The sequence below is a fragment of the Caballeronia eucalypticola genome (assembly GCF_047608185.1).
GTDB lineage: Bacteria > Pseudomonadota > Gammaproteobacteria > Burkholderiales > Burkholderiaceae > Caballeronia.
On sequence record NZ_JBLKRU010000068.1, the window covers coordinates 1 to 23,452 of the forward strand.

Consider the following 23,452-nt stretch of genomic DNA (forward strand, 5'->3'; position numbering starts at 1 on the left):
AATGACAGAATTCGCACGGTATCGCCGACACTACGATCTCGCGGCCCTCCCCTACAGCGGCGAAACGACACCGCTGCTGTTGCCGATAGGCGGCGCCCACCGGATGCTGACCCGCGGTGCTGTGCATCTGATCATCAAGCAGGTATTCGACAATGCCATCGGGCACTTGCAGTCCACGGGCGAAGCGCACGAACGCGCCGCAGAACGGTTGCACCAGGCATCCGCCCATTGGCTGCGGCACACCGCGGGCTCACACATGATGGACGGCCAAGTTGATCTGCGATACGTCCGGGACAACCTGGGGCACGAATCGATCTCGACCACCAGTCAATACTTGCATGCGGATGACGACGATCGACATCGGGCAACAGAGGCCGGACTAAGACTGAATTGGTAGCAAGATGACCATCCTGTCGTTTCCCGTCAATCGCGTGCGCGAACTCTCTTGTCGCTCTCCAGTTAAAACACCTCTACACCATGGACATTCTAGATTCGCTTCGGCAGGCGCCCAGTGCTGAGCTATACCGCCTCTATCTTGCGATCGGAAAATTGCTTGATGACCCCCGACGTATTCTCGAAATACGTCAACGCCTGCATCTGGGGATGGCCGTCAACTACATTGGCGACGATCCGCTTGGGCCTCCCGCACAAGGCACCATCGTTGAACTACGGCAGACCCAGGCGGTGGTTCAAGACAGCGCAACTCGACGCCGTTTGGGCGTGCTCTACGCGGCGATCATTCCCGACACCGCGAGTGGCCCGGACCTCGTCGAACCGGCATCGCCACCGAGAACGCAGCGCGAAGAGTTCTTCATCAGCGACACAGTCGGCTTCACCGACATCGATCGTGACAAGAAAACGGTCGCAATGCCCTCGGAAAGAACGCTCACGCTCACAACAACCCGTCGAGTCGAGGCGGAACGGTCGGTATCGGGGCAGCGCGGTTAAAGTCACCGGAAGCGAATTCAAAGAGGCCCCGCGTTGACGGGGCCTTGAGCCACGAAATCACCGTGTTTCCGTTAGTACGTCACAGAAACCCCACTGCCAGTAAAACTGTGCTGGGTAGGAGCGTCAGATGCATAGTCGCCAACGGCCTGGATGATGTTCACGATCTGCTGCGGCAACCTGCCGCCGTTGACGGCGGTCATTGCAATGCGATCCATCTCAACGGCTACGGGAAGGTCTTTGATTACCAGCGTGTTCATTTCGATTCTCCAAGGGTAAATTAGTCAGTCAGGAATGTCAGAGCTTGTTTTGAGGGCGTCGCCACTCCTCGACTAGGATTAATGCAAAGTGCATGCCAAACGGTGCCACTGCGGTAAGCCATCACACAACTAATTGAAAATATTGGATTTTTGATAGCGACCAGTGCGGATTGGTAGACAGACGTGCGCGCTGCAGCCGTTGGGTCGGATCCAACTCTCCGTCTCGCGCTGTTGGTTAGATCGCGACAAATGCGGTCCGGCTACGTATCTCGTGTTTGTACGATGTCCTCGAGGCTTGGAATCAGATCGAAGCCCGATGACAATGAGTCTGTCGCGGACAGGCTCGGTTTCCTGCTGGACTGCTACGCCACCATGCTGCGGCGGCCTACGATGGCGAAACTGCGCTCAGGCTCCTTCGTACCAGCGTTATGAAATACGAAAAACTGCCCGACACTAAAAGGCAGTGCTGTCCTACCGTCGCTGGGTCACGGAGCAAAACGAGCGGCAGCTTTCAGCATGAAAGCGACTTTTGAATGTCTGGCCGAGTCAGCGGGCGACGGGCTAAACATCGCCGATAGCGCCAGTTCAACTAGGGACCCCAAGCCAACGTTCGCGAAATCCTGGGACGACTCCGCCGACGGCCACAAGGGCCGACGAGTCTTTCGGACGCCCAATTGGCGGCCCTTGCAGATCGCCAATCAAGGCTAAAGTCCCTGAAGCGCCCTATTCCGACGCCGCTAGGCGACGGACGCCGTAATAACGGGCGATTATCGCCGCAGCAAGGCTGCCATCCCTCTTAAGAAAAGGTCAGCAATTAGCGGTTCGCCTGCACCGGGCGCTCGACGGTGTATTTTTGCTGCTTTTATGTAGTAATCCGAACGACAATTCTATTTATGTCAAACAAGGAAATTGCGACCCATCCTCATATGCGCTTGTCGAAAAGAGAGCGTAGACCCGGTGTCATTGAGGTATGAGTCCAATCGTTTCCCCCATACAAGTTTATCCGGCCCCAACGTCGACCCAATGAGTTGCGGTCGCGTTAACTCTCGACCGGACCCCGACCAGGCGGATGCGACTAGCAAGCGCCGCAGACTGTCGCTTTCACGCCAGCGATCGAACGCGAACGGCGTGTGACGGCTCAGCAACTGTGCATCGGTCTGCAGCGCGAGGACCGCGTCGCTCGTTCTAACTAAAACCATGCCGATCTGCAAATCGCTGGCGAGCTACTTGAGAAGATTCAAAAATGCGCGTTGCTCCCGGTAGGTTCCGGCGAGCAGGTGATGGACCTCGTCCACTACAAACTTGCGCGGCGCCAAGCGCCGTAAAATATCTCGGGCAACAGATTGTGCTAAGACGAATACAGCCTTAGTCGTTTACCTTCTGCGATATAGAGATGCAAGGATGCGATTCAAGTCACTTAGATCACATTGCACGTGCAAGAGGACGCGCGCCATGTCGTAAAGTGGTGCGGGCCCCCGCAAGCGACGCACAGACGTATGAGAGATGTGGGCGCGTAACAATTGGCGGTCCGTCGCGACTTCAGTGTTTTTGTGGATCTCGTGCCGATCAAGGGACCACTCTCCGCTTGGTGTGCTTGCATGAAATTCACGCATGCATCGCCTTACGTCTTTTCGATTTACCTTGATCGCTAATAGTCCTATCTTGACATCTGACAGAGGACTCAGATGGTTAGTTGATCGCATTTGTCTAGGCCGACTCGATTTGCAGCGTCCTCGCCAGTGACTCGACCATCCGCTCAAGTATCTACTGCTTAGAGGAGAATCTCTCGTGGACCGATTTCACGCTATGAAGGTATTTGCACGCGTCGTGGAGGAAAGCAGCTTCTCAGGCGCTGCCGATCGGCTCGGTATGCCACGACCGACGGTATCTGTCATTGTCAAAAACCTCGAGGCGTTTTTAAAGGTACGTCTTCTCCAACGAACGACGCGACGCGTTAGGCTAACACACGACGGAGCGGCCTACTACGAGCGTTGTGTCCGCATCCTTGCCGATGTCGACGAGATGGAAAACATGTTGTCTGAGACGGAGAGGCAGCACCACGGCAAAGTCGCGGTCGATATACCTAGCGTAATAGGAAGAATGATTGTAATGCCGCGGCTGAGCGAATTCAGAGCTTCTTATCCAGACATTGATTTGATAATCAGATTCGAAGATCGGTCACTAGACATGATACGCGACGGTGTCGATTGTGCGATACAGATTGGTGCACTCAAGGACTCCTCCCTAGTGGCGCGTCGCATTGGAACCTATCGACCCGTCACGGTCGCAAGCCCCTCCTATCTTTCATTGCACGGTATGCCAAAGCATCTTGTCGATTTGGAGCAGCATGACGCGGTGAGCTTCATCGGTGCAGCCACGGGGCGATTCGCGGAAATGTCGTTCCTGGTCGATGGACAAGAAGAACGAGTCAAGCTTAGGACCAAAGTCGCCGTGAATAACTCAGAGGCGTATCTTGCGTCGACCCTCGCAGGAATCGGAATAAGTCAAATACCTGACTTTGTCGCCGCACCGCATATACGATCAGGTGCGCTGATCGAGGTGCTCCCAACTCTGAGGTCGGCAGTTGTGGCAATCTCGACAATCTATCCACACAGCCGCCACCTCTCTCCCTCCGTCAGATTATTCGTGGACTGGCTCGCAAGCATTTGGACGCAGATTCCAACACCCGACCCCACAATATCTATGTGGGAAAGGGATCTCCGGTTGGCCGAAGCTAACACTTGACGGGAATGTAAGTCCCAGCCACAACGTGCTCGCTCAGTCCTAATCTATCCATAGTCTGAATAGGACATTCAAACATCGATGTACTCGATGTACAACGCACGTCGACTGGCTTATTAGTCTTTTGAATTGTATGAGTACGCGTTAAAGACGAAACGGTCAGTCCGCTATGTCCAAACTGATCCCTTCGAATAGTTGATCAGCCAACTCAAAAAGGCCTGTGCTGACGCGCTGAGTTCCTCACACGCGCTGTAGGCCACGTATTCTGACATTCCGGTTTTCAACGAGATATCTATTGGCCGCACTAGATTTGTTCCACGTGCCTCTTTAGGCACTAGGTGCGACTTGGCTAGCGCGATGCCTTTTCCGCTACATGCGGCTCGATACGTCAGGTCGTAGTTTGAAAAGGTAAGCGCCTTCTTCATGCTCCCGGTTCGTAGGCCAGCGAGCTCGAACCACCCATCCCAAGTGCTATAAACAGAGGTATCCTCATCGAGTTCGATCAAATCACTAGCCTGCAAATCATGAATGGAGTCGAGAGAACGATTCTCCAGATACTGCGCCCCGCACACTGGGAACAAGACCTCTTCAAATAGTTTGAAACTGACGACGTTTGCCCAATGTCCATCACCGGTCTGTATCGCCAAGTCGATTGGTTCCCTCCACAAGTCGACCTGCGTGTTCCGCGCTACAACTCGAATATCAACGTTTGGATGCTCAGTGTGAAAATCCATGATGGCGGGCATCAGCCAGAAACTAGCTAATGACGGAGTCGCTGCGACCGTGATCGTTTCCTGATCCAACTTTTCGATGACAGCGACTGCTCGTCGCATTGCGTCAAGGCTTTGCTGAACCGATTGCTGGAAGATTGCTCCCGCCCTCGTGAGCTGGATTTCTTTGTGTCGGCGGTTGAATAACGACACCTTCATCCTATCCTCCAAGGTCTTCACCTGTCGACTGACAGCGCCCTGTGACAAGCTGAGCTCCTCCCCGGCTCGCGTAAAGCTCATCAACCGAGCTGAAGCCTCGAACGCAGTAATCGTGCTGAGCGGAGGGAGACGCTTCGAGTAGGTCGACATATTGAAGCTCCGGACTGTAGACCAGTGATAGAAAAGCGAGCGACACCACAGCGGTACCCTCGGACCGTTCCGTCGCAAAAACATCACTGAGCGACGCTGGCATAAACTGAACGCTGAGACGCGGAGAGAAGCGATGAGCCACCTCAGCGCCCGCATTCTTTTCATCAATGACATGCGCCTTCACTGATGTTGGTGCGCAGCCGAAGTCGGATTAAGCCCCACACCGACGTGCGACCTCTCAACTCTGACTAATGCAAATTTAGCAAACATCATACAAAAAACTTGCTGTCTTGCTATACTATCGGGTACAGTATATACGATGCTATACTGATGAGTACAGTAATTCAAATTAGGAAAATGCACGTGCATCAACCGTCTGTGCCTGGCCGCGCTGGCCGCCCGAAAGACTCCGGGAAGCGAGCGTCGATAATCAAGGCAGCGATTAGTCTTTTTGCAAGCCAACCCTACGACTTGGTGACGATGGAAGCGGTCGCCTCCCTTGCCGGCGTCTCGAAGATGACCGTTTACAGTCACTTCACCGACAAAGACTTCTTGTTCGAAAGTGCAATAGCGGCGATGGCTGACTCAATGATTGGTCACGACCAGCTCGTGCCGGAACCCGCGACGTCGTTAAAGGCTCTATTGGTGCAGATTGGCACGTCTTATCTCACAGCGATTCTCGGTCCCCACGTTACGACCATGGCATTCGCACTACCGAGCGCCATTCGTGCAAATCGAGATCTGGCGGTGCGCTTCTACAATGCGGGTCCCGGTCGGACAAAAGCGGATCTTACGTCGGTCATTTCAAGTGCAGTTGAGCGCAAAGAGCTCGTCGTCGACTCAGCCGAACTCGCTGCCTACGACCTAATTAGCTTGTGGGAAGGAGGCCTACCGGGCCGGATTGCGTTTGGACTGGCTGAGTCCGCGACGCCAGAAGAAGCTGCGCAGCGTGCACAGCGGGGAACAGAAGTTTTCTTGAGAGCCTATTCGGCGCCTCGGAAGCGACGGTCGTAGGTCAAAACCGGCAATCTCATCGCCTGCACTTACGATCGCCGTCAATGTATTGAAGATTGCCTGAACATCACACATCGTGGCTGTGATCTCGTTCTCGGCGTACGACAAGCCACTGCCGCTATAAAACTTTGATTGGATCGTTTTTTTTGATTGCTTCGTGCCGTCGCTGGCGGTGTACTTCGTGTGTCCATGCCTGATTGCATTAACCGCAGCATTCATGCTTCTACGAGGGGCATCGAAGTCAGGCTCGACAATCGATAGATACAACACTCCTCTATCGTTACATTCGATGTCAGCTGCAGTGCTCTGCACTATATAGAACGGGGATGGCTCTAAGCGCCTCATCCGTGCAGCAAACGCGTAGTCAAACTGCTGTTCCATAGCACCATCTCCTGCGGTTCATATCGTCGTTACCGATAGCTTGATTTTAAAATTAACGAAATAGCTTTCGATTGCGTTCTTGCTACGGGACAATAGATTCTGTGGCATCGCGTGCCACGCAAATAACGAATGTGAGGGCTAAAATGCCAACTACCTTGGATGCAATCGACCGACGGATCCTTCAAGCACTTCAGCGAGACGCCCGTATCCAGAATACCGATCTGGCCGATATCGCCGGATTGTCGCCGTCACCCTGTCTGCGACGCGTTCGCTTGCTCGAAGAAACCAACGTCATTGAGCGATATGTCGCCTTACTTCGCCCTGCCGCTGTGGGTCTTCACATGACCTTGTTTGTACGTGTGACTTTAGAACGTCAAGGCCAGGCAAGCGTAGAAAATTTTGCTGAGGAGATACAGCTCGTACCCCAAGTTCTGGAATGCCATTTGATGGCGGGCAGCTATGATTTTCTACTCCGCGTTGCGGTCGCGGATCTCGAAGACTATCGGCGATTACAACAAAAGTACATCGCTAGCATCAAAGGGGTACGAAACGTTCAAACAGAGATTCCACTGCAGAAGATTAAGCTTACGACTGAGCTCCCGGTCTGAGCTCTTCAAGAAATTTTCTTGCTTGGCTGACCGGCTTGTTGCGCATTCTTTACGTATCGACATCGAGGGACGGACGCTAAATACGAGCAACGCGACGCATCGTGCGATCGCTCCTCTCGCATCATCGATGCTGCTTAGCATCAGCGATGTTCTCATTTAGTTATAAGCAAAAATACGATTCAGCGTGTCGCCTGACAATTCCCCGCTAGCTCAAGCCGGTGCTCGCTAAGACGTTCACTATGAAGATTTTGGTCCGTCTCTTAGAAAGGACGGTCTCAAACGTCAGCTTCCCAGCATCCATCGGAAGAATTGCGAAGCATGCGCTGTGTTAGTCAAATTTTTGATTTGTTATAAATTTTAATCGCTCCAAGCATCGCGCTCGTGAATATCCAAGGAGGGCGTTGTACGACCCTAATGGATTTGTCAAAAATTCGAAAGATTTGGGAAGCTACAAGCCTAAGCGAAGAACCTTACCTTGGCGATTAAAGAAGAACACGCTCGACTTACAACTCCGCCTCGTTTTTCATCGCAATACGAAAGTCGCCAGGACCTAGAACGCGCCCATCTTTCGCGACAAGATTTAATTTAGGGATTGCTTCCCCCTGCTTCTTGTCAACCAACGACCATTTGAGTTCGTCGCCGTCAAAGCAGTTTTCTTCACCCCATTGCCAAAGCGCTGACAAGACCACATAGAGATTCTGTCCTTTTTGCGTAAGGACATAGCGGTTGACCGAAGGCGAATCCTCGGCTTGCTCCACTGTCAAGATGTCTTCTGCTACAAGTTTCTTAAGGCGTGTCGAAAGAATGTTTTTCGCAAGCCCTAAGCTCTTTTGAAATTCGCCGAATCGCGCGTTACCCTTGAACGCGTCGCGAACAATAAGGATGGACCACCAGTCACCGATGATCTTGAGTGACCTCGCTATCCCGCAGTTTGCTTCGGCGAAATCTGTTTTTTTACCTTTCACCATCTGCTCCGAAGATTCTTGGCTGAGAGGTTGCAAACTTAAACCAATTAAGTCAGACTGTCCACCGGTAGCAAAATTAAACCAACTGATCCAATAGACACCACTGGAGCAACCATGAAAACACTTTTAGAAACAGCGGTTGAGGCGCATGGCGGTCTGCAGCGCTGGAAGCAATTCAAGATGTTGAACGCACACGCCAGCATTGGTGGTGGGATTTGGGCGTTGAAGGGCAAGCCCGAGGTCTTCTCGGATACCCATATTGACGTCGACCTCCGTCGCCAGCACGTTGAGTACTCGCCGTTCGGAGAGGCGGGTCAGCACTCTGTGTATGAACCCACAGGCACAGCGATCGTGAAAGATGACGGAAGAGTCGTGGAAAAGCGTGATTTTCCTCGGACGGCCTTCGGCGGTCATCATCTAATGACGCCTTGGGACGACCATCATCTTATTTACTTCAGTGGTTACGCAATATGGACCTATCTAACCACTCCATTCCTGTTCACAGAACCGGGATTCGAATCTGAGGAGCTTGAGCCGTGGCTCGAAAACGGCCAAGAATGGCGAAGGCTCAAAGTCGTCTTCCCTGCAAACGTGGCGAGCCATTGCGAGGAGCAGACCTTCTATTTCGACTCCAAGGGGCTATTGCGCCGTCACGACTATAGCGTGGATGTTATTGGTGGATCGTCAAGCGCAAACTACGCAACCGACCACAAGGATTTCGGCGGAATCGTCTTCCCCACGAAGCGTCGTGTGTACGCGCGCGGACCCGACAACAGGCCCCTGCTCGACCGGGTTGCCGTTGCCATCGACCTTCACGACATCAAAGTCGCTTAATTGAATCGCAGAACCTTCATGACTTCGTCCTTTCTTTTCTCTTCTTTGCAGGTAGGCGCTTTGCTCCTGAAGCACCGTATTGTTATGGCCCCCCTCACTCGAATGCGGGCGAGCCAACCGGGGAACGTTCCGAGCGATCTTAACGCTGCACATTATGAACAACGCGCGACAGATGGTGGTCTGATTATCGCAGAGGCGTCGCAGATCACAGCATCGGGACAAGGATATCCTGCGACTCCCGGTATTCATTCGCAGCAGCAAATAGAAGGTTGGCGAGCCGTTACGTCGGCCGTCCATGCCAAAGGTGCGGTAATTTTCCTGCAGCTCTGGCATGTCGGCCGAGTATCTCACTCCAGCTTTCAGCCGGAGGGAGTTCTTCCAGTCGCGCCATCGCCGGTCAGCGCCGAAGGCAACCACTTCACGGCTAATTGGTCGCAACAGCCCTTCGAAACACCTCGGGAACTCGGAACGCACGAAGTCCAGGATGTTGTTAAGGCATATGGCGATGCGGCGAAGAATGCGCTGGCGGCCGGTTTTGACGGTGTAGAGTTACACGGCGCCAACGGTTACCTCGTCGAGCAATTCCTGCAATCGCATACCAATCAGCGAAGCGACCGTTATGGGGGGTCCCTTGTGAACCGCACGCGCTTCCTGATCGAGGTAACTGAAGCACTAATGACTGCAGTGGGTCCGGAGCGCGTAGGCGTCCGACTTTCCCCTTTTGGCATAGCGAACCATAGCGGAGAACCAGAGCCGCTTCCACTTTATCAATATGCCGTTCGTCGGCTTGCGGAGCTAAACATTGCTTACCTGCACTTGGTCGAGCCGCGCGCCAGTGGGACAGGGAAAATCGACATCGTGAGAGACAATGTGCCGTCTGCAAGCGAGCTCCTCCGCCCAATCTGGCCTGGTGTACTCATCGCCTCTGGTGGCTACGATCCCAAATCGGCGGAACGCGTCGTGCAAGCAGGACAGGCAGACGCGGTCGCATTTGGTCGTTCATTTATCTCGAATCCGGATCTAGTCGAACGCATTCGAAAGGATGCACCGCTTAATCCGTGGAATCGCTCCACGTTCTATGGCGGCGGCGGAGAGGGATATGTGGACTACCCGAGCCATGAAGCTGCATAGTTGAGTAGACGGTCGGCACAGCAAGTTACATGAGGAACAAGCTGGGCCGACACTTTGACGCACGGTGGTCGAAACGCGAGCGGTCGTCCACCGGTTTCATTTTTAACATCGAACCTTTTTGCCTACCGAGTTTGCCTAAGCAGGAAAAACGCATTTATCTGCGCTTTTTCTGCGCTAGGTGTACTGGTTAGGAAAACTTCTGAACGTTCTCACGAGCCCACGTCGCAAATGTCTGTGCCGGACGCCCCGTGATATCAAGTACCGCGTTGTTCACCGGCTCGGCGGTCAACGTGCGACGCTCCCAATAACCAAGGACTCCGATAACTATCGCGTCCGGCATTCCCCAGCTCAGCATCTGCTCACGAGCTTGATTCTTCGATAGCTCGTTATAGACCAAAGGCAGGCCCAATTCGCGGCCGATAATATCGAGTTCGGCCTTTTGCGATAGAGACTCCGGGCCCGTAATAACTCGCTTCTGACCAACTAGGTCATCGCTAAGAATTCCCTTTGCCACGACCGCTGCTACATCCGATTCATGAATCAGCGAGAGTTTTGCATTGGGGAACGGCCAGGACACAGACTGTGTCGATTTTATTTGCCCGGACCAAAAAAGAAGAGGATTTGAAGAAAAGGCCGTCGGACGCACGATAACCCACTGCGCGTCCGTCTCCTCGATCATTTGCTCAATCGCGTAGTGGGCAGCACTGATTGGATTCAATGCTCGGTCTTCGGGGTCGCCCGCTGTCGCCGTCGATAAGTAAACGATCTTCTTTGCACGCGATCCGATAGTTTCGATAACTGGCCTTGCGGCATCCACCGTCAGAAATGGCCAAAGCAAGAACACGGTATCGACATCTACCAAGGCTTTCTCTAACGCATGAACGTCCGCCAGGTCTCCATCCATAGACTCTATTTCAGCCGAGTAATCGCCCGACGTCGCACGGCGGGAGAATGCTCGGATCTGAATTTGAGAATCTAATTGCGAAAGCACCGCACGGCCGATCGTCCCTGTTGCTCCTGTAACCAATACTCGCTTTAACGATAAGCTCATCTTTAGATTCCTAATGTTTAAATATGGGGCGATTGTTCGGCATACCGACCGAACACAGACCTGCTCAAACGGCGCACCTCGACTCAAAAGCTGCCGCTGAATTGAGGCTTAACAAGGCTTGCTGCTTGAATAGCTATGCTGTTTAAAACCTCGCACCAATCTAACTCGGCACATTATTGCGATAAAGGCCGGATAGATGAAATCATTGCTCTTCTTAATTGAACAATCTTTTTGCCCGCGCAGAGCACAGAATTTGACCTCGCAAAAAATGACGGCACACCGGTCCAGGCTTTTTATGACAACCGCACCGATCGCAGCAATTCATACCCCCGTGAATGAAGCTGACCCGACCTTGGAGAAGGAAATTTTGAAGGTCTGACCGCTCTTGATTGGAATCTGCCGGACAAACGAGCCGGACATGACGAGCATGCCCGGTTCTAGCCTTTGACCATATTCCGCAAGTCTCTGCTTTAACCATAGAATCGAGTACAGTGGACTTCCACCCAAGACCTCACCCTTAGCCGTTGCTATTTGCTTACCATCGACCTCCAGGCTTCCGACAACGTCCGGAAAGTCGATGTTAAAAACATCACCGATCGGCTCACCCAGCACGATCGCCGTGTGCTCCGCATTGTCCGCCATGCATGCGCCGAAATCTGAGATAGGCACGCGCTTTTCGCTGATTTCAAATGCAGGAAAGCACCGTGCAATCGCTCCTCTCACATCATCGAGCTGCTTAACATCAGCGATGTTCGCATTTAGTTCAAAGCAAAGCTCCGATTCAGCGTGGGGTCCTATAAGTCCGGCTAGCTCAAGCCGGTGCCCGCTAAGATATTTCTTCGATTGACGGATGCTCCCAAAACCGGGCTCTGAAAGATTTAATTGTCTTCGAACCGCCGCGCTTGTTGCGGATACCTTCCATCCGATGCGCGTGTCTCCTTGACTGTTGTGCCTTTCCTGCATTGCGAGTTGCACGCGATAGCCTTCTTCGCCCGTCAGTGCCGTTCGCCACTTTTCAGGTATGCCGCCGATCTGAAGAGCATTCCAAAAATCCTCCGCCACTTCACCAATATCAACCATTCTTATGAACCTCCTGAATGTATATCCACAAATAAGGACATTGCGGGCGCCCGACAAACACCCTACGAGCGAAGATCAGAGCAAATGTTTTGAATCCGCTTAAGCGCCTCATAAAGTACCGGCTCCGACGCCGCGAACGAAATACGGAAATAGCCAGGCATGCCGAAGCCTGAGCCGGGCATAAATGCAACCGACTCGCTTCGAAGACAATGGAGGACGAAGTCCACATCGTTCTCAATGATCCTACCCGCCGCGGTTCGTTTGCCGAAGAATTGTTGACAGTTCACAAGCACGAAAAAGGCGCCTGCGGGACGGGTGAACGTAAGGCCCGCAATCTTCGACAAACCCGCGAGCAGAATGTCTCGGCGCTTCTCATAGGCGTCGGACTGTGCTCGCGTCTTTTCCTGTGGTCCGCTAAGCGCCTCAACCGCTGCCGCCTGCGAAATAGAGTTCGGTGCGAACGCCGAGGTCGCGGAAACTTGTGAGATGCCGCTAATTAATTCTTTTGGACCAGCAAGATATGCCATACGCCAGCCGGTCATCGCATACGCCTTCGAAACTCCATTCAAGATCACGGTTCTACCCCGGAAGTCGGGTACCGCGTTAACGATGTTAGCAAACGGCCTGTCATCAAACCTTATCGTTTCATACATATCGTCGGAAAAGACGAGCAATCGCGGATGCCGGCGGACTACCTCAGCGATTTCCTGAAGCATCTCTGAACTAATAACGGCGCCAGACGGATTTGATGGCGAATTCAGCACAAGCCAGCGAGTGCGAGACGTAATAAGCGCTTCGATTTCCTCAGGCTGCGGAATGAACCCGTGCCTTTCCTGAGTCTTGAGCAGTACCGCGGTAGCGCCGGACAAGCTGATAGCTGACGCATACGGAGAGAAGTAAGGCGCAGGGAGAATAACCTCGTCGCCCGCACTTACCGTCGCCATGAATGTGTTGAAGATTGCCTGAACGCCACCCATCGTAACAGTGATCTCGTTGTCGGCGTACGACAAGCCATTGTCCCTAGAGAACTTTAACTGGATCGCTTTTTTCAATTGCTTCGTGCCATCGCTGGCAGTGTATTTTGTGTCCCCTCTCACGATTGCTTCAACCGCAGCATTTTTGATTCTATGAGGGGTATCGAAGTCAGGCTCGCCAATTGATAAATACAACACTTCTATGCCATTACGTTCGATCTCAGCTGCCGCGCTCTGAATTATATAGAATGGGGAGGGCTCTAAGCGCCCCATTCGTGCTGCAAATGTGTAGTCAAACTGCTGTCCCATATTACCCTTTCCCTGCGCTCATTTCGTCGTTATCGATAGCTCGATTTTAGATTTAGTGAAATAGCTTTCGATTGCGTTCTTGCCACGCGACAATAGGTTCTGTGGCATTGCATGCCACGCAAAAACCAATGTGAGAGCTAAATGCCAACTGCCTTGGACGCAATAGATCGACGGATCCTTCAAGCGCTTCAGCGAGACGCTCGCATTCAGAATACCGCTCTGGCCGATATCGCCGGGTTGTCCCCGTCACCATGTCTGCGACGCGTTCGCTTGCTTGAGGAAAACCACGTCATCGAGCGATATGTCGCCTTACTTCGCCCTGCCGCTGTGGGTCTTCACATGACCTTGTTCGTACGTGTCACATTAGAACGTCAAGACCAAGCCAGTGTGGAAAATTTTGCTGCGGAAATACAACTTGTACCTCAAGTTCTGGAATGCCATTTGATGTCAGGCAGCTACGACTTTCTTCTCCGCGTTGCGGTCGCGGATCTCGAGGACTATCGGCGATTCCAACAAAGGCACATCGCTAGCATCAAAGGGGTACGAAACGTCGAAACAGAGATTCCACTACAGAGACTTAAGCTTACGACTGAGCTTCCGGTTTAAGTTATTTTTACGGATATTCGTGCGGGGCGGAACGGCTTGTCGAGCACTTCTTTGTGGGTATCGATATCGAGGAGTGAACGTTAAAGCACGCACTCAAAGGTAGCATGCATGTTTAACGTTCGTCGACTTTAAGCGACCCCAGTTACCAACAATCGCGCACCATCGGATGGGCCCTCATTGCGGGGGCCGTAGGCAAGTCTCAATCCAAAGTCGCATACGCGATGGCTCCATCAAGCATCCTTGAGCAGGCAAAAAAGTCGACGCTGAGAGGATTTTTTGGCCCGAAGTGGGCCGATTTGAAGTTGTGCAGTTCACCTTTGGAGACGACAGACGAAACCGTACTTCGCACCGGAGAATCTAAGGTTCCTTGTACGCGGCGGCGACGTCTTTTCGTAAGATTTGCTGCTGCCTTGATGTCGGGATGACAATGCGCGCCGCACGCAAACTCGAAAGAAGACCATTCACTTTTCTAAGCTCTTCCAGCGCTTCGTGTCCGTAGTCTTTTGTGAGAGCTGCAAGTCACCCTGATTTGGTGGAGCATATACCTTAGAAACATCCAGCGCTGCAATCTTTGCCGGGAACGCCGCCCGTTGGGGCGGCCCAACCAACTTCTTACTTTGGCTTCGCGGCAGAGATAAATTCTTCGCGGTACTTGGTCGCCCACTGCTCGAGTGTCACAGCGGGTCGTCCGGTCACATACGGCACGTCGTCGCGGATAGAGCCAATGTTACCCATGCGTCCATCGATCACCTGACGCATAAATTCAACCCCACCTTCGGCATACCAGGATTCAACCTGCACGTCGCTCGATGTGAAGAGCGCTTTGAAGTCATCCGCGTTCTGCAGATCATATTTAATATCCCGGCCTGTCACCGAGCTTAGAATCTTGGCGACTTCTGGACCGGTAAGCACTTCTGTACTTAGCCAATAATCACGGCCGCTATGCTTTTGCGGACCGTCTTCCAGCACTTGCGCCGCCACAGCAGCGATGTCCGATCCAGCAATCCATCCCATTCGTTGGCCTTCCCAAAATACAGTCAATACGTCGTTTCGCGGGGCGAAGAACGTAAGCAGATTCTCCATGAACATGTTCGGGTGCAGATGTGTCCATGAAATGCCGCTCGCCTCGATGTATTTCTCGGTCATCTGATGCCATGCGAAGTGCGGGTCAGTGCAGTCCCATTCAGCGAATACGCCTTGGTGAACGATGTGCTCCACTCCCGCTTTTTTTGCTGCGTCGACGATTGTCTTGGCGTGGACAAGCATTGCGACTGAATACCCTGTCAGCAGATACAGTCGGTCGACGCCTGCGAGAGCCAACCCAAAGGTCTTAGGGTCATCAAGGTCAAGGTGGACCGCGTCCTTGCCCGCTGCACGCAACTTCTCGACTTCCTCCTTTCGTCGTGAAGTCACTCGGACATCGACATTCTCATTTGCTTCGAGATGACTGACGATCAGCTTGCCGACTTGGCCGGTCGAACCGAGAACAAGAACTTTTGACTTCGAGTTGACTGCATTCATGATCGTTACACCCTTTTGAAAACCGCAATCTAACGTGGATACCGCGCAGGAGTAATTGCTAGCTGGTCACATCACTTGTGACAGGGATTCATCTATCCTTCGCACTTGGTTATTCAAATTTCTTAAACAGTGAATCTACCTTCTTCAGGTCCTTTCTTTCGCCACATCGATGCCACCGTGATGTTCATGCAGATCGTCATAGCAGCCGGAATTGCGAGCGGCGCATATCGCTCGTTGAAAATCAGTATTCGTAGTCACGACGATCCATATTAGCTTTCACAATTGCCCAACCCGAACATCTGTGTATTCGACCGTATTCCGCAACGCCGGGATCGCCTTAATCGACCACAACTGCGGGACATCTAACGTACCGGACCCAAGGTCGAATCGGCATAACAGTTGCCCCGCCGCAAGACACCATTGCCGTCAGTAGGTTCAGTGTACAAATGGAATTCAACCACTCTGAGCACTGTCACAGTGCATTGGTGACCGGATACCGCAGGCAACGAACAAAAGGCGCGTTCAATGTTCCAGGAAGACCTTCCCGATAAACGCTGGAAGTCCGACAAGCATTTGCGCATCTACCCTGCTAACTACCCCGTCCCCGGCCGGAATTGGATCGCGCCCCGATATCCGCAATAGTCTCTCTAGTGGCCATCGTCCAAGCAAGCTAATGTCGCAGAAAGCTTCTTCCTCAATCTCTCGCATGAGTTGCCATGTCAAAGCTGCGCCGACAAGCTTGTATCTCGTGGCTATGGTTCGCACCACATGCTGAACATCCTCTTCTAAAGCCTTCGCTTCGACCACTAGATATTCGCAGGCAATTGCCGAGTTTAGGGCGTGATCCTGAGACGCCGTCGTCTCCCTCAAACCCGAGACGCGCGATTGGATCGCCACCTTGGACGCCGACACGCCTTGCCACTCGCCGAAATGCTCAGGGCTTCCAGACATTGGTTCGTTAAGCATAGGAGTCCATGTACTTTAAAACGATAATTCGCAGGCCACGCACCGATGAGACAGGCGCATGAGCGATTCAGTGTGGCTGTAAATCATTGCACCAACCAGCTGGAGACCTATTACACTCACGACGTTGTGTCCCGCGCCCACGGCGGCCAATTAATAATGAGCCTTGCAGATCAAATGCACTTCGATACGATCGCGACACGGTGGAATATAAACAAATAGAGATGAATAATAAATACGACGACAGTGAACAGATTGCTTGAAAAAATTGAACAATCGACGGAGAGCCGCGATCGAACGGCCCATGTGCGGGGGACACAATAAATAGGGATGGGTCCGGTCCGTCAGTCGCTTTAATACGGCCGGAAAGTTCGAGGCGACTGCCTCACGGGCGCCTCACTGCCCACTTGAGTACGCCCAAATCGGTCTCGAATACTCTGTCGTTACGCGACGATTCTCGCGGTCCCGGCAGTATCGGATTCCCTGTCAATCGAAACATCTTTGGTTTGCCCCGCTAGCAGCGTGAAACGTTCGTCTGGATTGTCTTGTCCCGACAAAATCGGGTCGCGCTCGAACAATTCCGCCACCCAGTCGACAAACACTCGGACTTTCGGCGATAAATGACGGTTATGCGGGTACACCACCGATATAGGCATTGAGGACGGCTTCCATTGCGGCAGAATCTCAACCAATTCCCCCGATGCGAGGTGAGGTAATGCCATGAACCGTCCCACCTGGATGATGCCTTCCCCACTAAGCCCACATGCCAGATAAGGCTCACCGTCGTTGACTGCAACGGTGCCGCGCATCTTCACGTTGATCGGCTCTCCGTCAACGATGAAGTCCAGATCCATGATCTTTCCCGTTCGGCTTGAGAAGCAGTTAACAGCGGTATGCTGCTCAAGGTCTTCAAGGCGATTTGGTACGCCGTGCTCCTTCAGATATGCAGGGCTGGCAACCGTTACTCCCTGAAACACCCCGATACGTCGCGCGACTAGGCTCGAATCCTGCAAGACACCGACCCGAATGACGCAATCGACCCCCTCTTGAATTAAATCTACCGGTCGTTCGCCGAAGCCCAGCATCAATTCAATCTCCGGATACCGTGACTTGAATTCGCGAAGCTGCGGCATCACGACGATCCGCCCGATTGATCCTGGCATATCGATCCGCAACTTCCCCCGCGGGCCTTTGTCGGTATTAATGAACGAATTCTCCGTTTCAGCGATATCCGCAAGAATTTGCACGCAACGCTCGTAGTAGGCAGCTCCGTCTGGCGTCAGGTTTAACCGCCGCGTCGTGCGCTGCAGCAAACGAACGTTGAGGAACGCCTCGAGATTTTGAATAATCATCGTTACCGACCCACGCTGCATATCCAGCGTAGCTGCGGCGCGGGAGAAGCTGTTCGTATCGACGACTCTCGTAAAAACCTGCATTGCTTGTAGCCTGTCCATTTTTCTCTCCGTCAACGCTATCAACGAGCGCACCCTGACGCTGTTGAGAAAGATTAGCTTAATTTTGAGCGCGATTGTTCAAAGCATTTGAACTGTGTTGAGAGATTATAGGCATTTATCTTCGGCACTGTGACCACCAAAATCCATCCATCGAAACTCGGGTGGACAGCGTCAGTGCGCTGGAAAAAATATATGACATCAACGCTTGGAATGGGCCTCAGCGTGGAGGATGTTCAAATTTCAGGACATGTACAGTCGGTAACGCTGCGCAGTTATAGGCCGGCATCCGATCGTACGATTGTTCCTATCGTGCTGTACTTTCACGGCGGCGGTTTTACCAAGGGGAATTTAGAAGATGCCAATTTTGCCGCTACGACGATTGCCCGTGACACAGCAGCATGGGTCATTTCTGTCGGCTACTCATTGGCCCCGGAACACCCATTTCCCGCAGCGCTTGAAGATGGCTATCGCGCAGCTCAATGGGCGTTGGCAAACGCGCGCTCGCAGCGCGCTGATGGGCGCCGCTTAGGCGTTGCCGGTCATGATGCAGGTGGAAATTTAGCAACGTGTCTGGCGGCTTTAGCACGTGATCGCGGTGATATTGCGATATCGGCTCAGGCACTACTTGCACCGCTGCTCGATCCGAGTATGACTCGCATGGCGGACGACCGCAAAGTCCTGTCTCCAGACCTGCGCATGAGCGAGTGCGCGCAGTGCTACCGAGCTTATTTACCCAATGCTTCGCAACGACTGCATCCGTATGCCGCACCCCTTGAATCGCGTCGGCTTAGCGGTTTGCCACCCGCGCTTATTGCTAGCGCTCAGCACGACTTGCTACACATTGAAGCCGAAAAGTATGCAGGCGAACTGATCGCGGCGGGAGTCCCAACCGAAGTCACTAGGCATCTAAATGCATCCCACAATGCGCTTGCTGCACACGCAGCGGCACTGGCCGACGTCGTGACCTTCTTTCGAAAGCGGCTTGGTGTTCCTCGCTCAAAACCCGCCGACCATTGATTCTTATGAAAAATTCCTAACGCTTAAATCGGAGCTTTCATGTCCACCACTCGCAAACGAATTTCCGTCGCCTTCGCCTCAGCATTAGTAGTTGTTGGCGTCGGCGCATTTATGGCTCGTGATTTTGGTCACAGTGACATGATGATGAACAAGGCCGGTGCTGCAACCGAGAAGACACCTGCGACTGAAGTTGACGTCGCCACTGTCATCACGAAGTCAATCACCGACTATCAAGACTACTCAGGGCGCCTGGAAGCCGTTGACAAAGTCGATGTTAGACCTCTTGTTTCAGGGACAATTGTTGCGGTTCACTTCAGAGACGGAGCCCTTGTAAAGAAGGGAGATCCTCTCTTCACCATCGACCCGCGTCCGTATATTGCAGAAGTCGATCGCGCGACGGCGCAGGTCGCCGCGGCGCAGGCACGGACTGGATATACGTCGACCGATGCCGCTCGCGCTGAGCGCCTCCTTGCAGACAATGCAATCGCCAAAAGAGATTACGACGAGAAGCAAAACGCAGCCCGAGAAGCGGCCGCGAACCTAAAGGCAGCACAAGCTGCTGTTGAAGCAGCAAAGATTAATCTAAGTTACACAAGCATCGTCGCACCAGTCTCCGGGCGGGTGTCTCGCGCCGAAATGACGGTTGGAAACATTGTGTCCACGGGCGCTAGCGCTCCGTTGCTTACCACGCTAGTCTCGGTGTCCCCGATTTATGCATCGTTCGATGTTGACGAGCAAACCTACTTGCGATATCTCAGCCACGACTCGGGCGCCCACGTGCCGGTGTTTCTTGGCCTCGCAAATGAAACAGGATTCTCTCGCAGTGGAGGTGTCGCGTCCGTTGACAATCGGCTCGACACGAATTCCGGCACTATTCGCGTTCGCGCTCGCTTTGACAATGCAGATGGTTCTCTGCTGCCTGGTCTGTACGCGCGCATTAAGGTCGGCGGAGGCTCGCCCCATCCGGCCGTGCTTATCGATGATGCAGCGATTGGCACAGATCAAGACAAAAAGTTCGTCATGGTTGTCGACAAGGATAACCGAGCACAGTACCGCGAGGTCACCCTTGGCACGCAAACTGAGGGGCTGCGCGTAATTGTCAAGGGTCTTGCCCCCAATGAACGCATCGTGGTGAACGGGTTGCAACGTGTGCGCCCGAATGATGCAGTCAAGCCAAATACCGTCGCGATGGCGGGCGAGACGCCCGCGCCTAAAAGCGCTTCATAAGATGTCCGTGGAGCGCGCCTCGCGAGACTTTTGTTACTCGCTATCTGCAGATGTGCGCACACGGCAACTCACGCAGACAAATTTATCGCCATGAACATCTCTAAATTCTTTATTGACCGTCCGATTTTTGCGGGCGTCTTATCGATACTCATCCTGTTGGCCGGATTGATTTCGGTATTTAAGCTACCGATCTCGGAATATCCCGAGGTGGTACCTCCGTCCGTGATTGTTCACGCTCAGTATCCAGGCGCGAACCCAAAGGTGATTGCGGAGACCGTTGCAGCGCCTCTCGAAGAGCAGATAAACGGTGTCGAGAATATGCTGTATATGCAGTCGCAAGCCAACAGCGACGGCAATCTCACAACTACGGTCACATTCAAGCTTGGTACGGACCCGGATAAGGCGCAGCAGCTGGTGCAAAACCGCGTGTCACAGGCCCTGCCGCGGCTCCCTGAGGACGTACAACGTCTGGGCGTGACAACCATCAAGTCGTCCCCAACGCTGACGATGGTGGTCCATCTCATCTCTCCAGACAACCGCTACGACATTACATACCTGCGTAACTATGTAAAAATTAACATCAAGGACCGCCTGGAGCGTATCCAGGGTGTTGGCGAGGTCTTGATGTGGGGGGCCGGCGACTATTCAATGCGGGTCTGGCTTGATCCGCAGAAGGTAGCGCAACGTGGAATGACAGCGACCGATGTCGTCAACGCGATCAAAGAGCAAAACATTCAGGTCGCCGCCGGAGTGATCGGTTCGTCTCCGTCACTCCCAGGCGTGCCGCTCCAACTGAACGTCAATACCCAAGGGCGCCTTCAGTCAGAAGAGCAGTTTCAAGACATCGTGCTGAAAACTTCTCCCGATGGGGCTGTCACGCATTTGCGCGATGTTGCACGGGTGTCGCTGGACGCCTCTGAATACAATTTGCGAACGATGTTGGACAATAAGTCCGCTGTCGCGATGGCAATCAATCAGCAGCCGGGTGCGAATTCGTTGCAGATCTCGGATCAGGTCCGCCAAACAATGGAGGAGTTGAAGGCCGACATGCCGCAGGGGGTTGAATATAAGATCGTCTACGACCCAACCCGATTCGTGCGCTCAAGTATCGAAGCGGTCATTCACACGCTCGCTGAAGCTATCGCGCTTGTCGTCCTCGTGGTCATTGTATTTTTGCAGACATGGCGTGCGTCAATCATTCCATTGCTTGCCGTACCCGTCTCAATCGTGGGTACCTTTTCTTTGCTTCTCGCTTTCGGCTTTTCTATCAATGCGCTATCGCTCTTTGGGATGGTCCTCGCAATCGGTATCGTAGTGGATGATGCCATTGTCGTGGTGGAGAATGTCGAGCGAAATATTGAATCTGGTTTATCGGCGCGAGAGGCCACGTACCAGGCCATGCGCGAAGTGAGCGGACCGATCGTAGCAATTGCATTGACCTTGACAGCTGTTTTTGTTCCGCTTGCGTTCATGTCAGGTCTGACCGGTCAATTTTACAAACAGTTCGCGATGACAATCGCTATCTCGACCGTTATTTCTGCGTTCAACTCACTAACGTTGTCGCCGGCACTCGCAGCCCTTTTGCTCAAAGCGCACGACGAACCGAAGGACTGGCTCACACTTGCCATGGACCGTGTCTTTGGGGGCTTCTTCCGCCAATTCAACAAGGTCTTCCACCGCGGCGCTGAAGGCTATAGCAAAGGCGTGTCTGGCGTTTTGAATCGAAAAGCGGTGATGATGGTTGTGTACGCCGTTCTGTTGGGCACCGCAGTTTTGATGGGGAAGATCGTCCCGGGGGGATTCGTGCCTGCCCAAGACAAAGAGTACCTGATGAGTTTTGCGCAACTTCCGAACGGCGCAACGCTTGACCGTACTCAGGATGTGCTTCGCCAGATGGGTGATATTGCCCGCAAGGAACCCGGGGTTGCGAGTGCTGTTCAGTTTCCTGGTCTTTCGATCAACGGCTTTACCAATTCGTCAAGCGCAGGCGTGATGGCTATCACTCTTAAGCCATTTGACGAACGCAAAGGCGCGTCCCTCTCCGGTAACGCGATTGCCGCCGATTTGAACAAGAAATTCGCAGCGGTCAAGGGCTCGTTCATCGCCGTCTTCCCTCCTCCTCCCGTCATTGGCCTCGGCACGCTCGGGGGATTCAAACTGCAGCTCGAAGATCGAGGCGCGCTTGGCTACACAGCGCTTGATAACGCAACACAGGCATTCATCAAACGTGCTGCCCAGGCACCGGAACTTGGTCCGACCTTCACCAGCTATCAAGTCAATGTGCCTCAACTCAATGTTGACCTCGACCGAGTCAAAGCTAAGCAGTTGGGTGTCTCCGTAACAGACGTGTTTAGCACGATGCAGGTTTATCTCGGTTCGCTCTACGTCAACGACTTCAATCGCTTCGGGCGTGTGTATCAGGTTCGCGTCCAGGCGGACGCACCATTCCGTTCACATACTGAAGACATTGGACTGCTCAAGACGCGAAACGCGAATGGAGAAATGGTACCGCTTTCGTCCCTGGTGAAGGTAACGCCAACTTACGGGCCGGAGATGGTAGTACGTTACAACGGCTACACCGCGGCTGACATTAATGGCGGCCCGGCTCCTGGCTATTCAACTGGCCAAGCGCAGGCGGCTATCGAGCGAATCGCTGCAGAAACCTTGCCGCATGGAATCAAATTTGAATGGACCGACCTGACGTATCAGCAGATCCTTGCTGGCAACGCGGCCTTGGTCGTGTTCCCGATTAGCGTGCTTTTGGTGTTCTTGGTGCTTGCCGCGTTGTATGAAAGCCTGACCCTTCCGCTTGCCGTCATCATGATTGTTCCAATGAGCATCCTATCCGCGCTCGTCGGGGTCTGGTTAACGAAGGGTGACAACAACATCTTCACGCAGATCGGCTTAATGGTCCTCGTTGGTCTATCCGCTAAAAACGCCATTCTGATCGTCGAATTTGCACGCGAGCTGGAAATGCAAGGCCGGTCTATCGTGGAAGCGGCAATCGAAGCAAGCCGCTTGCGGCTTCGCCCGATTTTGATGACTTCAATCGCCTTCATCATGGGTGTTGTACCACTTGTAGCTTCGTCTGGTGCGGGCTCTGAAATGCGCCACGCGATGGGCGTAGCGGTCTTCTTCGGAATGCTCGGTGTGACGCTGTTCGGTCTGATGCTTACTCCTGTCTTCTACGTGCTTCTCAGGAAACTCGCTGGTGGGGAGCGGATCGTCGATAAACACGGACACAACCCACACATGCGCGGCGTCAACGCTACGTCCGAAGCGTAAGGGATA

At 53.2% G+C, this 23,452-nt stretch carries 20 protein-coding genes and 1 pseudogene; 11 read left to right on the top strand and 10 right to left on the bottom strand.

The window, feature by feature from the left end; all coding sequences use genetic code 11:
• Both ACMX25_RS37670 and ACMX25_RS37675 read left to right on the top strand, forming a co-directional pair.
• Nucleotides 1–397, top strand: a 397-nt coding sequence (locus ACMX25_RS37670; protein WP_414954948.1) for a tyrosine-type recombinase/integrase, incomplete at its 5' end; no start/stop codon positions are given.
• Nucleotides 398–477: 80 nt separating this feature from the next.
• Nucleotides 478–948 (top strand): hypothetical protein, encoded by a 471-nt coding sequence (locus ACMX25_RS37675; RefSeq protein WP_414954949.1) that lies wholly within the window; start codon nt 478–480, stop codon nt 946–948.
• Between the two features lie 71 nt (nt 949–1,019).
• Here the strand turns inward: ACMX25_RS37675 and ACMX25_RS37680 are convergent, their stop codons facing one another.
• Both ACMX25_RS37680 and ACMX25_RS37685 read right to left on the bottom strand, forming a co-directional pair.
• Nucleotides 1,020–1,205 (bottom strand): hypothetical protein, encoded by a 186-nt coding sequence (locus ACMX25_RS37680; RefSeq protein ID WP_414954950.1) that lies wholly within the window; start codon nt 1,203–1,205, stop codon nt 1,020–1,022.
• Nucleotides 1,206–2,101: 896 nt separating this feature from the next.
• Nucleotides 2,102–2,533: pseudogene (locus tag ACMX25_RS37685) on the bottom strand (TniB family NTP-binding protein).
• 460 nt (nt 2,534–2,993) lie between these two features.
• On the opposite strand from ACMX25_RS37685, the gene ACMX25_RS37690 reads away from it, so the two are divergent.
• On the top strand, nt 2,994–3,950 hold the full coding sequence (locus tag ACMX25_RS37690) for a LysR family transcriptional regulator (RefSeq protein ID WP_414954951.1): 957 nt from the start codon (nt 2,994–2,996) through the stop codon (nt 3,948–3,950).
• 164 nt (nt 3,951–4,114) lie between these two features.
• Here the strand turns inward: ACMX25_RS37690 and ACMX25_RS37695 are convergent, their stop codons facing one another.
• The gene (locus ACMX25_RS37695) at nt 4,115–5,026 is read right to left on the bottom strand and encodes a LysR substrate-binding domain-containing protein (RefSeq protein ID WP_414954952.1); all 912 of its coding nucleotides are present in this window, start codon (nt 5,024–5,026) and stop codon (nt 4,115–4,117) included.
• Between the two features lie 357 nt (nt 5,027–5,383).
• Between ACMX25_RS37695 and ACMX25_RS37700 the strand changes: the two genes are divergently transcribed.
• The gene (locus ACMX25_RS37700; protein ID WP_414954972.1) at nt 5,384–6,040 is read left to right on the top strand and encodes a TetR/AcrR family transcriptional regulator; all 657 of its coding nucleotides are present in this window, start codon (nt 5,384–5,386) and stop codon (nt 6,038–6,040) included.
• Nucleotides 6,041–6,564: 524 nt separating this feature from the next.
• Nucleotides 6,565–7,029, top strand: a complete 465-nt coding sequence (locus ACMX25_RS37705) for an Lrp/AsnC family transcriptional regulator (protein WP_414954953.1) — start codon at nt 6,565–6,567, stop codon at nt 7,027–7,029.
• A gap of 503 nt (nt 7,030–7,532) precedes the next feature.
• Here ACMX25_RS37705 and ACMX25_RS37710 read toward each other — a convergent pair.
• Complete coding sequence (locus ACMX25_RS37710; protein WP_414954954.1) at nt 7,533–7,997, bottom strand: winged helix-turn-helix transcriptional regulator; 465 nt, start codon at nt 7,995–7,997, stop codon at nt 7,533–7,535.
• Nucleotides 7,998–8,108: 111 nt separating this feature from the next.
• Between ACMX25_RS37710 and ACMX25_RS37715 the strand changes: the two genes are divergently transcribed.
• Together ACMX25_RS37715 and ACMX25_RS37720 are read left to right on the top strand one after the other, a co-directional pair.
• Nucleotides 8,109–8,828, top strand: coding sequence for a hypothetical protein (locus tag ACMX25_RS37715; protein WP_414954955.1), 720 nt, complete (start codon nt 8,109–8,111; stop codon nt 8,826–8,828).
• Between the two features lie 18 nt (nt 8,829–8,846).
• The gene (locus ACMX25_RS37720; RefSeq protein ID WP_414954956.1) at nt 8,847–9,959 is read left to right on the top strand and encodes an alkene reductase; all 1,113 of its coding nucleotides are present in this window, start codon (nt 8,847–8,849) and stop codon (nt 9,957–9,959) included.
• A 187-nt stretch (nt 9,960–10,146) separates the two neighbouring features.
• Here the strand turns inward: ACMX25_RS37720 and ACMX25_RS37725 are convergent, their stop codons facing one another.
• The 3 genes from ACMX25_RS37725 to ACMX25_RS37735 all read right to left on the bottom strand — a co-directional run bounded on the left by ACMX25_RS37725 (nt 10,147) and on the right by ACMX25_RS37735 (nt 13,373).
• Nucleotides 10,147–11,010, bottom strand: coding sequence for an NAD(P)H-binding protein (locus ACMX25_RS37725; protein ID WP_414954957.1), 864 nt, complete (start codon nt 11,008–11,010; stop codon nt 10,147–10,149).
• 321 nt (nt 11,011–11,331) lie between these two features.
• Nucleotides 11,332–12,090: a 2-keto-4-pentenoate hydratase gene (locus tag ACMX25_RS37730; RefSeq protein ID WP_414954958.1), complete on the bottom strand. Its 759-nt coding sequence runs from the start codon at nt 12,088–12,090 to the stop codon at nt 11,332–11,334.
• A gap of 62 nt (nt 12,091–12,152) precedes the next feature.
• The gene (locus ACMX25_RS37735; RefSeq protein ID WP_414954959.1) at nt 12,153–13,373 is read right to left on the bottom strand and encodes a pyridoxal phosphate-dependent aminotransferase; all 1,221 of its coding nucleotides are present in this window, start codon (nt 13,371–13,373) and stop codon (nt 12,153–12,155) included.
• A gap of 141 nt (nt 13,374–13,514) precedes the next feature.
• Here ACMX25_RS37735 and ACMX25_RS37740 point away from each other — a divergent pair, with 141 nt between their 5' ends.
• On the top strand, nt 13,515–13,979 hold the full coding sequence (locus ACMX25_RS37740; RefSeq protein WP_414954960.1) for an Lrp/AsnC family transcriptional regulator: 465 nt from the start codon (nt 13,515–13,517) through the stop codon (nt 13,977–13,979).
• A 612-nt stretch (nt 13,980–14,591) separates the two neighbouring features.
• On the opposite strand, the gene ACMX25_RS37745 is transcribed toward ACMX25_RS37740, so the two are convergent.
• From ACMX25_RS37745 to ACMX25_RS37755, 3 genes are all read right to left on the bottom strand, one after another.
• On the bottom strand, nt 14,592–15,500 hold the full coding sequence (locus ACMX25_RS37745) for an NmrA family NAD(P)-binding protein (RefSeq protein ID WP_414954961.1): 909 nt from the start codon (nt 15,498–15,500) through the stop codon (nt 14,592–14,594).
• A 522-nt stretch (nt 15,501–16,022) separates the two neighbouring features.
• Entirely contained in the window at nt 16,023–16,466 is a 444-nt protein-coding gene (locus tag ACMX25_RS37750) for a DUF2471 family protein (RefSeq protein WP_414954962.1), read from the bottom strand.
• Nucleotides 16,467–16,906: 440 nt separating this feature from the next.
• Nucleotides 16,907–17,917 (bottom strand): LysR family transcriptional regulator, encoded by a 1,011-nt coding sequence (locus tag ACMX25_RS37755; RefSeq protein WP_414954963.1) that lies wholly within the window; start codon nt 17,915–17,917, stop codon nt 16,907–16,909.
• 192 nt (nt 17,918–18,109) lie between these two features.
• Here ACMX25_RS37755 and ACMX25_RS37760 point away from each other — a divergent pair, with 192 nt between their 5' ends.
• The 3 genes from ACMX25_RS37760 to ACMX25_RS37770 all read left to right on the top strand — a co-directional run bounded on the left by ACMX25_RS37760 (nt 18,110) and on the right by ACMX25_RS37770 (nt 23,446).
• On the top strand, nt 18,110–18,934 hold the full coding sequence (locus tag ACMX25_RS37760; protein ID WP_414954964.1) for an alpha/beta hydrolase: 825 nt from the start codon (nt 18,110–18,112) through the stop codon (nt 18,932–18,934).
• Nucleotides 18,935–18,973: 39 nt separating this feature from the next.
• A complete protein-coding gene (locus ACMX25_RS37765) occupies nt 18,974–20,161 on the top strand; it encodes an efflux RND transporter periplasmic adaptor subunit (protein ID WP_414954965.1) in 1,188 nt (395 codons plus the stop codon).
• 90 nt (nt 20,162–20,251) lie between these two features.
• Entirely contained in the window at nt 20,252–23,446 is a 3,195-nt protein-coding gene (locus ACMX25_RS37770; RefSeq protein ID WP_414954966.1) for an efflux RND transporter permease subunit, read from the top strand.
• Nucleotides 23,447–23,452: the final 6 nt, after the last annotated feature.

What these genes read in the sequence shown, in the direction of transcription:
- ACMX25_RS37675 (WP_414954949.1), top strand. Translation starts at nt 478, where the DNA reads ATGGACATTCTAGATTCGCTTCGGCAGGCGCCCAGTGCTGAGCTATAC.
- ACMX25_RS37680 (WP_414954950.1), bottom strand. Translation starts at nt 1,205, where the DNA reads ATGAACACGCTGGTAATCAAAGACCTTCCCGTAGCCGTTGAGATGGAT.
- ACMX25_RS37695 (WP_414954952.1), bottom strand. Translation starts at nt 5,026, where the DNA reads ATGTCGACCTACTCGAAGCGTCTCCCTCCGCTCAGCACGATTACTGCG.
- ACMX25_RS37700 (WP_414954972.1), top strand. Translation starts at nt 5,384, where the DNA reads ATGCACGTGCATCAACCGTCTGTGCCTGGCCGCGCTGGCCGCCCGAAA.
- ACMX25_RS37705 (WP_414954953.1), top strand. Translation starts at nt 6,565, where the DNA reads ATGCCAACTACCTTGGATGCAATCGACCGACGGATCCTTCAAGCACTT.
- ACMX25_RS37710 (WP_414954954.1), bottom strand. Translation starts at nt 7,997, where the DNA reads ATGGTGAAAGGTAAAAAAACAGATTTCGCCGAAGCAAACTGCGGGATA.
- ACMX25_RS37715 (WP_414954955.1), top strand. Translation starts at nt 8,109, where the DNA reads ATGAAAACACTTTTAGAAACAGCGGTTGAGGCGCATGGCGGTCTGCAG.
- ACMX25_RS37720 (WP_414954956.1), top strand. Translation starts at nt 8,847, where the DNA reads ATGACTTCGTCCTTTCTTTTCTCTTCTTTGCAGGTAGGCGCTTTGCTC.
- ACMX25_RS37725 (WP_414954957.1), bottom strand. Translation starts at nt 11,010, where the DNA reads ATGAGCTTATCGTTAAAGCGAGTATTGGTTACAGGAGCAACAGGGACG.
- ACMX25_RS37730 (WP_414954958.1), bottom strand. Translation starts at nt 12,090, where the DNA reads ATGGTTGATATTGGTGAAGTGGCGGAGGATTTTTGGAATGCTCTTCAG.
- ACMX25_RS37735 (WP_414954959.1), bottom strand. Translation starts at nt 13,373, where the DNA reads ATGGGACAGCAGTTTGACTACACATTTGCAGCACGAATGGGGCGCTTA.
- ACMX25_RS37740 (WP_414954960.1), top strand. Translation starts at nt 13,515, where the DNA reads ATGCCAACTGCCTTGGACGCAATAGATCGACGGATCCTTCAAGCGCTT.
- ACMX25_RS37745 (WP_414954961.1), bottom strand. Translation starts at nt 15,500, where the DNA reads ATGAATGCAGTCAACTCGAAGTCAAAAGTTCTTGTTCTCGGTTCGACC.
- ACMX25_RS37750 (WP_414954962.1), bottom strand. Translation starts at nt 16,466, where the DNA reads ATGCTTAACGAACCAATGTCTGGAAGCCCTGAGCATTTCGGCGAGTGG.
- ACMX25_RS37755 (WP_414954963.1), bottom strand. Translation starts at nt 17,917, where the DNA reads ATGGACAGGCTACAAGCAATGCAGGTTTTTACGAGAGTCGTCGATACG.
- ACMX25_RS37760 (WP_414954964.1), top strand. Translation starts at nt 18,110, where the DNA reads ATGACATCAACGCTTGGAATGGGCCTCAGCGTGGAGGATGTTCAAATT.
- ACMX25_RS37765 (WP_414954965.1), top strand. Translation starts at nt 18,974, where the DNA reads ATGTCCACCACTCGCAAACGAATTTCCGTCGCCTTCGCCTCAGCATTA.
- ACMX25_RS37770 (WP_414954966.1), top strand. Translation starts at nt 20,252, where the DNA reads ATGAACATCTCTAAATTCTTTATTGACCGTCCGATTTTTGCGGGCGTC.